The organism is Rhodovulum sp., assembly GCF_011048875.1.
GTDB lineage: Bacteria > Pseudomonadota > Alphaproteobacteria > Rhodobacterales > Rhodobacteraceae > Rhodovulum > Rhodovulum tesquicola.
The window spans coordinates 1-12,336 of record NZ_DSDD01000020.1 but is presented as its reverse complement, the minus strand read 5'-3'; the positions used below and the strand labels follow the sequence as shown (position 1 = coordinate 12,336).

At 71.5% G+C, this 12,336-nt stretch carries 10 protein-coding genes and 1 pseudogene; 4 read left to right on the top strand and 7 right to left on the bottom strand.

The features are described 5' to 3' along the window. Together ENN83_RS00765 and ENN83_RS00760 are read right to left on the bottom strand one after the other, a co-directional pair. Window positions 1-581, bottom strand: a pseudogene (locus ENN83_RS00765) (hypothetical protein); the annotation flags it as partial. Next, window positions 578-2,008 (bottom strand): YcjX family protein, encoded by a 1,431-nt coding sequence (locus ENN83_RS00760; protein WP_287182928.1) that lies wholly within the window; start codon window positions 2,006-2,008, stop codon window positions 578-580. The gene ENN83_RS00760 and the pseudogene ENN83_RS00765, both read right to left, overlap by 4 nt. Before the next feature lie 105 nt (window positions 2,009-2,113). Here ENN83_RS00760 and truA point away from each other — a divergent pair, with 105 nt between their 5' ends. Continuing rightward, entirely contained in the window at window positions 2,114-2,908 is a 795-nt protein-coding gene (truA, locus tag ENN83_RS00755; protein ID WP_287182925.1) for a tRNA pseudouridine(38-40) synthase TruA, read from the top strand. Between the two features lie 159 nt (window positions 2,909-3,067). On the opposite strand, the gene ENN83_RS00750 is transcribed toward truA, so the two are convergent. Continuing rightward, entirely contained in the window at window positions 3,068-4,699 is a 1,632-nt protein-coding gene (locus tag ENN83_RS00750; protein ID WP_287182922.1) for an alpha-D-glucose phosphate-specific phosphoglucomutase, read from the bottom strand. Between the two features lie 200 nt (window positions 4,700-4,899). On the opposite strand from ENN83_RS00750, the gene ENN83_RS00745 reads away from it, so the two are divergent. Then, a complete protein-coding gene (locus ENN83_RS00745; RefSeq protein ID WP_287182919.1) occupies window positions 4,900-5,358 on the top strand; it encodes a (2Fe-2S)-binding protein in 459 nt (152 codons plus the stop codon). A gap of 3 nt (window positions 5,359-5,361) precedes the next feature. Further along, the gene (locus tag ENN83_RS00740; RefSeq protein WP_414707598.1) at window positions 5,362-7,599 is read left to right on the top strand and encodes a xanthine dehydrogenase family protein molybdopterin-binding subunit; all 2,238 of its coding nucleotides are present in this window, start codon (window positions 5,362-5,364) and stop codon (window positions 7,597-7,599) included. Between the two features lie 75 nt (window positions 7,600-7,674). On the opposite strand, the gene ENN83_RS00735 is transcribed toward ENN83_RS00740, so the two are convergent. The 4 genes from ENN83_RS00735 to meaB form a co-directional block, all read right to left on the bottom strand. Beyond that, window positions 7,675-8,520, bottom strand: coding sequence for a fumarylacetoacetate hydrolase family protein (locus ENN83_RS00735; RefSeq protein ID WP_287182916.1), 846 nt, complete (start codon window positions 8,518-8,520; stop codon window positions 7,675-7,677). Window positions 8,521-8,661: 141 nt separating this feature from the next. Further along, a complete protein-coding gene (gene rpmB, locus ENN83_RS00730) occupies window positions 8,662-8,949 on the bottom strand; it encodes a 50S ribosomal protein L28 (RefSeq protein ID WP_287182914.1) in 288 nt (95 codons plus the stop codon). A gap of 116 nt (window positions 8,950-9,065) precedes the next feature. Then, window positions 9,066-9,806 carry a glutamine amidotransferase gene (locus tag ENN83_RS00725; RefSeq protein ID WP_287182911.1) on the bottom strand — a complete coding sequence of 247 codons (741 nt, stop codon included), beginning with the start codon at window positions 9,804-9,806 and terminating at the stop codon, window positions 9,066-9,068. Continuing rightward, entirely contained in the window at window positions 9,803-10,786 is a 984-nt protein-coding gene (gene meaB / locus ENN83_RS00720; RefSeq protein WP_287182908.1) for a methylmalonyl Co-A mutase-associated GTPase MeaB, read from the bottom strand. The genes ENN83_RS00725 and meaB overlap by 4 nt, the downstream gene beginning before the upstream one ends. 123 nt (window positions 10,787-10,909) lie before the next feature. Between meaB and hrpB the strand changes: the two genes are divergently transcribed. Then, the coding region (hrpB, locus tag ENN83_RS00715) for an ATP-dependent helicase HrpB (RefSeq protein WP_287182905.1) at window positions 10,910-12,336 on the top strand (1,427 nt) is incomplete at its 3' end.

Below are 12,336 nucleotides of genomic sequence, written 5' to 3'. Positions count from 1 at the left end.
GCCTCGGCCTCGTCCGCCTCGAACAGAAGCGGCGCCCTGGCCCTGCGGACTTCGCGGCCCGCCGCGCTTACCCTTGCGTCCCGCTCTCGCTGCTGTTCCAACCGTTCCCGCTCCTGCCGTTCCCGTTCAATCCGCGCGCGTTCCAGCCGCTCGGCCTCGGCCCGTTCGCGCTCGACGCGCTCTCGTTCCAAACGCTCGGCCTGCGCACGCGCCCGCTCGGCCTTCTCGCGCTCGACACGCTCGCGTTCGGCCCGCTCGGCCTCCACCCGGGCAAGTTCCAGCCGCTCGGCTTCGGCCCGTTGCCGTTCCTGCTCGACCCGCTCGCGCTCGCGCCGCTCCCGATCCAACCGCACGCGCTCCAGCCGGTCCCGCTCGGCGCGCTCCCTCTCCAGCCGTTCGACCTGCGCGCGCTCCCGCTCGATCCGGGCCTGTTCCGCCCTTGCCTCGGCCAGCGCTTGCCGTTCCGCCCGCTCCCGCTCGGCCCGCTTCGCTGCCGCGGCCGGATCGGGCTGCCCCTCCGGCCCCGCGCCGGACTTGTCCCCCTCGCCTTCGAGGTCGAAAAGCACCGGGCGACGGGTCATCTCAGCCGATCCCCCAGCAGAAACTCGGCCGCCTTGTCCAGCCGGATATGGGGCGGCCCCTCGCCCGGGCGCAAGGTCAGCCGCGCGGGCGCAAAGCGCATCACCTCGTATTCGGCGTCCAGCCACGCCTCGGCCCCGTCCCGCGCCGCCTCCAGCAGCTGGCCCGGATCCTCGGGCAACTCGCCGGGATAAAGCGCCGCCTCGCGCCCGGTGTCCAACAAGGTCCCGCGCACGCAGTCATAGCTTTCGCCGCCACGGCTGCGGGTCTCCTCCACCGTGGCGCGCAGCGCGGCGATCGCCATGGCGGCAGTCTCGGCACCCGCGAAATCGGCGCGGCGGCGGGCGTCGCGCATCAGCGCCTGAATGATCGCGGTCAGCCGGGGATGCTGGGTGTGATGCAGATGATCGGCCTTGGTCGCGGCGAACAGGATCTTCTCGACCCGCCGCCCCAGCAGCAACTGGCTCAGCCAGGCATTGCGGCCCGGCCGGAACGCACCCAGGATCTCGGTCATCGCGCGGCGCAGATCCTCGACCGCGCGCGGACCCGCATGGATCGCGCCCAGCGCGTCCACCAGCACCACCTGCCGGTCGATCCGCGAGAAATGCTCGCGGAAGAACGGCTTGACCACTTCGGCCTTGTAGGCGTCGTAGCGGCGCTCCATCTCGCGCCACAGGCTGCCGCGCGGCGTCGCGGCGCCGGGTTCGGGCAAGGGCGCAAAGGTCAGCACGGGCGAGCCCGCCAACTCGCCCGGCAACAGGAACCGGCCCGGCGTGCAATCGGAAAACCCCGCCTCACGCGCCGCCTGCAACGCATCGGTAAAGGCCGCAGCCAGCCCCTGGGCCTGGACCTCGTCGAACTTCCCGCCCGGATCGGCCAGGGCAAGCGCCGCGGCAAAGGCCACGCCCCCCGGCCGCTCGCGCATCCGCGCCAGCGTGTCGGCCGACCACTCGGCATAGCCGCGTTCCATCAGCGCCAGATCCAGCAGCCACTCGCCAGGATAATCCACGATGTCCAGATGCACCGTCCGCGGCCCCGTCACTGCACCCAGAAGCCCGCCGATCCCGCCCGGACGGACCTTCATCGACAGCCGCAACTCGGAGACCGCGCGGGTCGACTCGGGCCAATGCGGATCGGTCCCGGTCAGCGCGGCCAGATGCGTCTCGTAGTCGAAACGCGGCACGGTATTGTCGGGCTGGGGCTGCAGATAGGCGGCCGAGATCGCCCCCGAGGCGGCGGCACGCAATTGCGGCATCCGCCCCCGCTCCATCAGGTTCGCCACCAGCGAGGTGATGAAGACGGTCTTTCCCGCCCGCGACAACCCCGTCACGCCCAGCCGGATCACCGGCTCCAGGAAGGTCTCGGACATCGAGGCGGCAATCCCCTCCACCCCGCGCGTCACCCCGTCGGCAATATCGCCAATGCGCAAGCTTGCTCCTTTCACGGCTCCGGCCAAGGTAAGCCCGACGCCCCGCCCGCGCCAGCCCCGGGATAGGCGATTGCCAGGGAAGGATTGTCGCGGTAACGACCGGTGATGCCCCGCTACGCACTGAAGATCGAATATGACGGCACGCCGTTTTCCGGCTGGCAACGCCAGGCCGACCGCCCCTCGGTGCAAGGCGCCATCGAGGCGGCGCTCGCCCGTCTCGAACCCGGCCTGCCCGCCATCGCCGCCGCCGGGCGCACCGATGCCGGCGTGCACGCGCTGGGCCAGGTCGCCCATTGCGAGTTGCGCAAGGACTGGGACCCGTTCCGACTGGCCCAGGCGCTGAACCACCACCTGCGCCCCGCGCCCGTTGCCGTGCTGGATTGCGCGCGGGTGGGCGATGAGTTCCACGCCCGCTTCTCGGCGCTCGAACGGCGCTACCTCTTTCGCCTTGTCGCCCGCCGCGCCCCGATGACGCTCGAGCGCGCACGGGTCTGGCAGGTGCCCCACCCGCTCGCACTCGCCCCGATGCAGCAGGCCGCGCAGCACCTGATCGGGCGGCACGATTTCACCACCTTCCGTGCCGCGCTCTGCCAGGCGAAATCGCCGATCAAGACGCTCGATGCGCTTGAGATCGAGGAACTGGCGAAGCCGGACGGACAGGAATTCCGCTTCCACCTGCGCGCCCGCAGCTTCCTGCACAACCAGGTGCGCAGCATCGTGGGCACGCTGGAACGCGTCGGCGCGGGGGCCTGGCCGCCCGGGCGTGTCCGCGCCGCCCTCGAGGCCCGCGACCGCGCCGCCTGCGGCCCGGTCTGCCCACCCTCGGGGCTCTTCCTCGCCGCGGTGGCCTACGACCCCGACCCCTTCGGCAACCCGACGCGACCGACATCGGATATTTGACGCCAGAAGAAGGACAGGATCAGGCCCACCCGTCTTCTGGCCCTTCTTCTGGCCTCAAATATCCCCGCCGGAGGCACCGCGCGCGCCAGCGCGCGGCCACGCCCAACCGCGGACAAGCGGGGCGCGCAGCGCGCCCCGCGCGGGCCGGGGGCGGGAGGGCTAGCTCACCACGTCGGGTCCGCTGCGGCCGGTGCGCGCGGTGATTCCCGCGATCTCGTCGGCGGCGGCGATGACCGGCGCCAGCACCTCGGATACCGGCAGGTCCAGCCGCCCGGGCGCGTCGACATACTCCTCCAGATAGACCCTCAGCGTCGCGCCCTCGGTCCCGGTGCCCGACAGCCGAAAGACGATCCGCGCGCCGCCCTCGAGCCCGATCCGCAGCCCCTGCCCCTCGGACCGGCTGCCATCGACGGGATCGTCATAGGCGAACTCGTCTGCCACCACGATCCGCCGCCCTGCGGCCTGCGTCCCGACAAGCCCGGGCAGGCGGGCGCGCAGATCGTCCAGCATCGCCCCGGCAAGCCCCGCATCCAGCGCCTCGTAATCGTGGCGGGCGTAGTAGTTGCGGCCGAACTCCCGCCAATGCGCGCGCAGCATGTCCGCCACCGAAGCCCCTGTCTCGGCCAGGATGTTCAGCCACAGAAGCACTGCCCAAAGCCCGTCCTTCTCGCGCACATGGTCCGATCCGGTCCCGGCACTTTCCTCGCCGCACAGCGTCACCCGGCCGGCATCCAGCAGGCTGCCGAAGAACTTCCACCCCGTCGGCGTCTCGTAAAGGGCAAGGCCGCGCGCCGCCGCGACCCGGTCGACCGCGGCCGAGGTCGGCATCGAGCGCGCCACGCCTGCCAGCCCCCGCGCATAGCCCGGCGCCAGATGCGCATTCGCGGCCAGCACCGCCAGGCTGTCGGAGGGCGTGACCACGATGCCGCGGCCCAGGATCATGTTCCGGTCGCCATCCCCGTCCGAGGCCGCGGCGAAATCGGGCGCATCCGGCCCCATCACCAGGTCGACCAGGTCCTTCGCCCAGATCGGGTTCGGGTCGGGATGCCCGCCACCGAAATCGGGGCTGGGGACTGCATTGACCACGCTGCCCTCGGGCGCGCCCAGCATGTCCTGAAGGATCGCCCTGGCGTAAGGCCCCGTGACCGCATGCATCGCGTCGAACCGGATCGTGAAGCCGCCCGCGATCAGCCGCGCGATGGCGCCGAAATCGAACAGCCGCGCCATCAGCGCCGCGTAATCGGCAACCGGGTCGACGATTTCCACCACCATGTCGCCCAGCCGTGTGGCGCCAAGCTGCGACAGGTCCACATCCTGCGCCTCGAGGATGGCATAGCTCTCCAGCCGCCCGGTCGCCTCGAAAATGCGCGCGCCCAGCTCTTCGGACGCGGGGCCGCCATTGGGGCCGTTGAACTTGACCCCGAAATCCTCCTCCGGACCGCCGGGATTGTGGCTGGCCGACAGGATGATGCCGCCATCCGTCCCGCGCTGGCGGATCAGGTTCGAGGCCGCGGGGGTGGACAGCAGCGCGTTCTGCCCCACGATCACCCGCGCCGCGCCGCCCGCCGCCGCCATGCGCAGGATCACCTGCGCCGCGCGGTCGTTGAAATAGCGCCCGTCGCCGCCCAGCACGAGGGTCTTGCCCTGCACCCCGCCGATCGCGTTCCAGACCGCCTGGACGAAATTCTCCAGGTAATGCGGCCCCATGAAGATGCGGGTCTTCTTGCGCAGCCCCGATGTGCCGGGTTTCTGCCCCTCGATCGGCCGGGTCTGGATCGTCCGTTTCTGCATGCCTGTCGGTCCCCTCCTGCCCGGCCACCCGCACGGGCAGGCACGAGCATAGCGCCGCCGCCCCGGACCACAACCCACGCAGCCGTGACGGCCCCGCCCGGCCGCATGGCGTTGCCAAACCGGGCCGAAACGGGTGATTGATGCGCCCGGCGCCCTGGATTGGGCGCCAGGGGATCCGCCGCGAAGGAGGCCGGGCCGCCATGAGGCTGACCGTAAACGGAACCGAGCACGAGGTTGATGTCGAACCCGAGATGCCGCTTCTGTGGGTGCTGCGCGATGTGCTGGGCCTGACGGGCACGAAATACGGCTGCGGCATCGGCCAGTGCGGCGCCTGCACCGTGCATCTGGGCGGGCGCGCGGTGCAGTCCTGCCAGATCGCGGCGGGCGATGTCGATGGCCCCGTGACCACCATCGAGGGGCTGGGCACGCCCGAGGCGCCGCATCCCGTTCAGGCCGCCTGGATCGAAACCCAGGTCGCGCAATGCGGCTATTGCCAGTCGGGCCAGATCATGGCCGCCGCCGCCCTTCTGGCCGAGACGCCCCAGCCCGACGCGGCGCAGATCGACGCCGCGCTCGACACCAATCTCTGCCGCTGCGGCACCTATCCGCGGATCCGCGCAGCGGTGCAGCTGGCCGCCGACAAGCTTCGGGAGGGCTGAGCCATGACAGGCATGGGCAAGATCGCGCGGCGAGGCTTCCTGATCGGGGCGGCGACGGTGGCGGGAGGCCTTGCGCTGGGCGTCTATTCGCTGCGCCAGCCCTATTCGAGTCCGCTGTCCAAGGACCTGCCGCCGGGCATGGCGGCGCTGACGCCCTATGTGGTGATCGACCAGACCGGGGTCACGCTGATCACCCCGCGCGCCGAGATGGGCCAGGGCGCGATCTCGATCCAGGCCGCGCTGCTTGCCGAGGAACTGGATTACCCGCTCGCGGCGGTGCGCACCGATCCCGGTATCCCCGCCCCGGCCTATTACAATGCCCGCATCGTTGCCGAGGGGCTGCCTTTCGCCGCAACCGATACCGGCTGGCTGGCCGAGACCGCGCGCGAGACCGGCGCGATGGTCGGCAAGCTGATGTCGCTTCAGATCACCGGCGGCTCGACCACCGTGCCCGACGCCTATGACCGGCTGCGCATGGCCGGCGCCACGGCGCGCGCGATGCTGGTCACCGCCGCCGCCCGGCGGCTGGGCCTGGACGAGGCCGCGCTGCGCACCGAGGCGGGCGCCGTGATCGCGCCCGACGGCACGCGGCTGTCCTATGTCGAGCTTGCCCCCGCCGCGAGCAGGCTGCTGGAACCGCGCAAGGTCACGCTCAAGGACCCCTCCGACTGGCGGATCCTGGGCAAGCCGATGCAGCGGCTCGACATCGTGGCCAAATCGACCGGCACCGCGCGCTACGGCATCGACCAGACCGCGCCGGGGATGCTGTTTGCCACGGTGCGCACCAATCCCGCACGCGGCGGCGGCGTGCTGCATGTCGATGCCAGCCGGGCCGAGGCGATGCGCGGGGTGGTCAAGGTCATGCGCCTCCCCGACGGCATCGGCGTGCTGGCCGACAACACCTGGCGCGCCTTTCAGGCCGCGAAGGCGGTCGAGATCGAATGGGGTCCCGCTCCCTCGCCCGCGAATACCGAGGCGCTGTTCGACAGCATCGCGGGCGCGTTCGAGACGCGGCGCGACAGCCGCCTGAAGAACGAGGGCGACGTCGAGGCCGCGCTGGCGGGCGGCGCGGATGTCGAGGCCGAATACCGCGTGCCCTTCCTCGCCCATGCGCCGCTGGAACCGATGACCGCCTTCGCCTGGTTCCGCAACGGCATGCTGGAATTGCGGGCGGGCACCCAGATCCCGCGCTTCGTGATCGACACCGCACGGCGTCTTTCGGGGCTGCACGAGGATCTGGTCGGGCTTTACGCGCTGCCGATGGGCGGCAGTTTCGGCCGCCGGCTGGAGAATGATTTCATCGACCAGGCGGTGCGCCTCGCCCGGGCGGCCGAAGGACGGCCCGTAAGGCTGACATGGTCGCGCGAAGAGGACATGGCCCGCGATTTCCCCCGCCCGGCCGCCATCGCGCGCGGCCGCGGCCGGGTCGAGGGCGGGCAGGTCGCGGCGCTCGATCTGGCGATCGCCGCGCCCTCGGTCTCGGCCTCGCAGATGGGGCGGCTGGGGGTGCCGACGATGGGCCCCGACACCGCTATCGTCGCGGGCGCCTGGGACCAGCCCTTCGCGATCCCGTCCTGTCGCGTGACGGGCCATCGCGCGCCCGAAACGGTGCCGGTCGGTTCCTGGCGCTCGGTCGGGGCCTCGGCCAATGCCTTCTTCCATGAAAGCCTCATGGACGAGCTGATCCACGCGGCGGGCGCCGACCCGCTGGAAGAACGGTTGCGGCTTTGCACCCACGCGCCCTCCGCCCGGGTGCTGGAGGCGGTGGGCCAGCTATCGGGATGGGGCACAGATCCGGGACCGGGGCGCGGACGGGGCCTGGCTTTCTGCCTGTCCTTCGGCGTGCCCTGCGCCGAGGTGGTCGAGGTGACCGCGACCGCGGAGGGTATCCGCATCGACCGGGTCCTTGCCGTGGCGGAGGTCGGCCGGGTGCTGGACCCGGTGAATATCGAGAACCAGATCCAGGGCGGTGTGATCTGGGGGCTAGGCCACGCGATCTGGGGCGAACTGACCCATGCCGAGGGCCGGGTCGAGCAGGCGAATTTCGACAGCTACCGCGCGATGCGGATCGGCGAATGCCCCGAGATCGTCGTGCAGGCACTAGGCAGCGGCGGGCCAGTGCGCGGGATCGGCGAGCCCCCCGTGCCGCCCGCCGCCCCGGCCCTGGCGAACGCGATCTTCGCAGCGACGGGCCAGCGGATACGCAGCCTGCCGCTGGCCCGGTCGGTGCGCTTCGTCTGAGCGGGCGGGGGGGGGGCGCTGCCCCCCGTCCTTGCGGACTCCCCCCGGGATATTTCCGGCCAGAAGAAGGACGGATCAGGGGGCGGCGACCGCCTGCTGGCGCTGCTGGCCCAGCCCCTCGACGCGCATTTCCATCACGTCGCCGGGGCGCAGGAAGCGCGGCGGCTTCATTCCCATTCCCACGCCCGCAGGCGTGCCGGTGGCGATCAGGTCACCCGGCACCAGCCGCATGAAGCGGCTCATGTAGCTGATGATCCGGCGCACCGAAAAGATCATGTCCGAGGTGTCGCTGTCCTGCACCCGTTCCCCGTTCAGATCGAGCGAGAGAGCCAGCGCCTGGGGATCGGGCACCTCGTCGGCGCTCACCAGCCAGGGGCCGATGGGGCCGAAGCTGGGGGCCGACTTGCCCTTGATCCACTGGCCGCCGCGTTCAAGCTGGAAGGCGCGTTCCGACACGTCATTGACCACGCAATAGCCCGCCACATGGGCCAGCGCGTCGGCTTCGGAGACATTCTCAGCCGCACGCCCGATCACCACGCCCAGTTCCACCTCCCAGTCGGTCTTTTCGGACCCGCGCGGGATCACGACCGGATCGAAGGGGCCGGACAGGCAGGAGCTGGCCTTGGTGAACAGGATCGCCTCGGCCGGCGGTTTCGAGCCGGTTTCTGCGGCGTGTCTGGCGTAGTTCAGCCCGATCGCGTGGAAGTTCGGCACCGCGGCGAGGCAGGCGCCGATCCGGGCGCCCGGTGCGATCAGCGGCAGCGTGGACAGATCGAGCGCGCGGATCGCCTCGAGCGCCTCGAGCGACACGCCCGGCCCGGCGAAATCGGGGACGCGGCCCGCGAGGTCGCGCATCCCGCCCCCGGCATCCAGGATCGCCGGTTTCTCCTGGCCCGCGGGGCCCACCCTCAACAGCTTCATGCGTCCCTCCCCTGTCATGTGCCGCAGCGCCGGCGGGTTGCGTCAGCCATACCGGGCGGGCGGCGCCTGTCGAGGGTGCAGCGCCGATGCAAACGGCCCCTCGGGTCGCGCGGGGCCGGCAGGCAGGATCCGGAGGGCGCGTCAGGAGGTAGCCCGGGCCTTCTCGATATCCTTCTTGATCTTCAGCGCCTTGCTGGACAGTTCGTCCTCGCGCGCCTTGGCCAGGAAGGCGTCCAGCCCGCCGCGGTGATCGACCGAGCGCAGCGCCGCAGCCGAGATGCGCAGCTTGAACGAGCGACCCAGCGCATCCGACAGCAGCGTGACATCGTTCAGGTTCGGCAGGAAGCGCCGCTTGGTCTTGTTGTTGGCGTGGCTGACATTGTTGCCGACCATCGGCCCTTTACCGGTCAGTTCGCAGACGCGCGACATGGGGTTCTTCCTCGTCTCGAATAGCAGGGGGCGCCGCAGGGGCAGCGCCGCGAATTCCGTCGGCGTGCATTACGGGCAATCCCGGGGGGCGTCAAGCGATTCATGGGGAATAGGGGTCAATGGCATGCATGGCGCGCCACGAAGCGCCTGAGGATCGTTTCGGGCAGGCGCACATCCTCGGCCCGGCACATCGCCACCAGGTCATCGGCGGTTTCGGGCGGGAAATAGCCGCGGTCGCGGTAGATGCGGATGCGCAGCTCGAACCCCGCGCTGTCGGCCTCGGGGTGGAACTGCGTGGCATAGACGTTCGCCCCGTAGCGGATCATCTGGAACGGGCACGGGTCCGAGGCCAGCAGATGCACGCAGCCCGGCGGCAGCGCCTGCACCGCCTCCTTGTGGCCGACAAAGGCGCGGAAGCTGTCGGGCAGGCCCGCCAGCAGCGGATCAAGGCGCCCCTCTTCGGTCAGATGGCAGGTGGTGGCGCCGACGGGTTCGGAATAGCGCCGCTTCGACACCTCGGCGCCCAGGTGATGGGCGAGGATACCGATACCGTAGCAGCAGCCCAGATAGGGGATGTCGCGCGCGGTGATCTCGGGCATCAGCCCCATGACCGCGGCCTCGATCCGCCGCTCGACGGGCGATTTCGCCGCCTCCGGGTCCGAGACGCAGCCCGGCCCGCCGCCCACGATCACGCCCGAACAGGCGTCAAGCTCCAGCCCCGCGGGCAGCGGTTCGGCATCCAGCCGGATGCGCCGCACCTGATCGGGGGACAGCCCGCCCTTGGCCAGGATCGCGGCGAACTCGTCATCCGCCGCCTCGGTCTCGGGGCGCAGTTGCAGCACCAGAAAGGGCTTCACGGCGCGGCCCCCAGCGCGGTCAGCATCTCGGCGGTGGCCCGTTCCACGCTGGTCTCGCCCGCCGCCACCTGCGCGCCCAGCGCCGCCATCCGCGCCCGCATCGCGGGATCGTGGTCAAGCTGCGCCAGAAGCCCGCGCCGGACCTCCTCGGCGAACCAGTAGCGCGCCTGTTCGGCCCGCCGCGCCTCGAAATGCCCGGTTTCGCGCCGCCATTGGGCCAGCGCCTGCATCTCGGCCCAGGCATCCGACAGCCCCGCCTCCTGCAATGCAGAGACGCAGATCGCCTTGGGGAAATCGGGCGGATCCTGCGGGCGGCGGCGCAACAGCCGCAGCGCGCCCGCGTAATCGGACCGCGTGCGTTCCGCCGCCGGTTTCAGGTCGCCATCGGCCTTGTTCACCAGGATCAGGTCGGCCATCTCCATGATGCCGCGCTTGACGCCCTGCAATTCGTCGCCGCCCGCGGGCGCCATCAGCAGGATGAACAGATCCGTCATCTCGGCGACCATGGTTTCGGACTGGCCCACGCCCACCGTCTCGATCAGCACGATGTCGAAGCCCGCCGCCTCGCACAGGCTCACCACCTCGCGCGTACGCCGCGCCACGCCGCCCAGTGCCGACTGGCTGGGCGAGGGGCGGATGAAGGCGTTGGGGTCGCGGCTCAGCCGCTCCATCCGGGTCTTGTCGCCCAGGATCGAGCCGCCCGACCGCGCCGAGGACGGGTCGACCACCAGCACAGAGACCTTGTGCCCCTGCCCGGTCAGCATCATGCCGAAGCTCTCGACAAAGGTGGACTTGCCCACTCCCGGCGTGCCCGACAGCCCGATGCGCAGCGCCTGCCCCGGCGCATCGGCCAACAGGTCCAGCAAGGCCCGCGCGGCGGCCCGGTGATCGGCCCGCCCGCTTTCGATCAGGGTGATCGCACGCGCCAGGGCCCGGCGTTCGCCGGCGCGGATGCGGGTGGCAAGATCCTCGATATCCATGGGCGGCTCCGCTGCTGCGCGGTCCTTCTCTTGCCGCGTGTGCGGGGGGCTGTCCACCCCTCTGGCCACCCCCCTGCCCGGCCCTCTGGCGAAGCGGGGCGGTTTCGCCCATAACCCAAGGCCATGACGCCCCTGCCCATAGACGCCGCCCTGCCCGACCTGATCGCGGCGCTTGCCCGCGCCGGCCGCGCCGTGCTGCAAGCCCCCCCGGGTGCGGGCAAGACGACGCGGGTGCCGCTGGCGCTGTTGCAGGCGGGCCTGACGGGGGGCCGCATCGTGATGCTGGAACCAAGACGGCTGGCCGCCCGCGCCGCCGCCGAGCGCATGGCCGAGACGCTGGGCGAGGATGTCGGCGAAACGATCGGCTACCGCATCCGCGGCGAGGCCAAGGTCGGACGAAACACCCGCATCGAGGTCGTGACCGAAGGTATCCTGACCCGGATGATCCAGTCCGATCCCGGGCTCGATGGCATCGGCGCGGTCATCTTCGACGAGTTCCACGAACGCTCGCTTGCCGCCGATCTGGGCCTTGCGCTGGCATGGGAGGTGCGCGGCGCACTGCGCGAGGACCTGATCCTGCTGGTGATGTCGGCCACGCTGGACGCCGCCCCGGTGGCCGCCCTTCTGGACGACGCCCCGCTGGTCAGTTCCGAAGGCCGCGCCTTCCCGGTCGAGACCTTCTGGCTCGACCGCCCCCTGCCCAAACGCGCCCGCCTGCCAGAGGCCACGGCCGATCTGGTCGCCCAGGCGCTGGCCGAAACGCAGGGCGGCCTCCTCGTCTTCCTGCCCGGCGAGGGGGAAATCGGCCGCTGCGCCGCCGCCCTTGCCCCCCGCCTGCCGCCCGATTGCCATATCCGCCCGCTTTACGGCGCCCTGCCCTTCGCCGAGCAACACGCCGCGATCCGCCCCGAGCCCGAGGGGCGCAAGATCGTCCTTGCCACCGCCATCGCCGAAACCTCGCTGACGATCGAGGATATCCGCGTCGTCGTCGATGCCGGCCGCGCAAGGCGCGCGCGCTTCGACCCGAATTCGGGCATGGCCCGGCTGGTGACCGAACGCGTCACCCGCGCCGAGGCCGACCAGCGCCGCGGCCGCGCCGGGCGGGTGGCGCCGGGGCGCTGCTACCGGCTCTGGACCCGCGGCGAGGAGGGCGCGCTCGCCGCCTTCCCCCCGCCTGAGATCGTCGCGGGCGACCTGACCGGGCTCGCGCTCGACCTCGCGCTCTGGGGCACGGCCGATCCCGGCGCGCTGGCCCTGCTGACGCCGCCCAATCCCGGCGCTCTGGCCGAGGCGCGCGCGCTGCTCACCGCCCTCGGCGCGCTCGACGGCACAGGCCGCATCACCGATCACGGCCGCGCGCTGGCCGCGCTGCCGCTGCATCCCCGGCTCGGCCACATGCTGGCCATCGCGGGCACACAGGCCGCCCCGCTCGCCGCCCTGCTCGAAGACCGCGACCCGCTGCGCGGCGCAGGCGCCGACCTGACACTGCGCCTGCGCGCGCTGGCCGACCCCCGCGCCGAGACGCCCATCCCGCCCGACCGCGCAACGCT

Bases quoted from the DNA above. Each gene is read 5' to 3' on its own strand.
- truA (WP_287182925.1), top strand. From the start codon at position 2,114: ATGCCCCGCTACGCACTGAAGATCGAATATGACGGCACGCCGTTTTCC.
- ENN83_RS00750 (WP_287182922.1), bottom strand. From the start codon at position 4,699: ATGCAGAAACGGACGATCCAGACCCGGCCGATCGAGGGGCAGAAACCC.
- ENN83_RS00745 (WP_287182919.1), top strand. From the start codon at position 4,900: ATGAGGCTGACCGTAAACGGAACCGAGCACGAGGTTGATGTCGAACCC.
- ENN83_RS00740 (WP_414707598.1), top strand. From the start codon at position 5,362: ATGACAGGCATGGGCAAGATCGCGCGGCGAGGCTTCCTGATCGGGGCG.
- ENN83_RS00735 (WP_287182916.1), bottom strand. From the start codon at position 8,520: ATGAAGCTGTTGAGGGTGGGCCCCGCGGGCCAGGAGAAACCGGCGATC.
- rpmB (WP_287182914.1), bottom strand. From the start codon at position 8,949: ATGTCGCGCGTCTGCGAACTGACCGGTAAAGGGCCGATGGTCGGCAAC.
- meaB (WP_287182908.1), bottom strand. From the start codon at position 10,786: ATGGATATCGAGGATCTTGCCACCCGCATCCGCGCCGGCGAACGCCGG.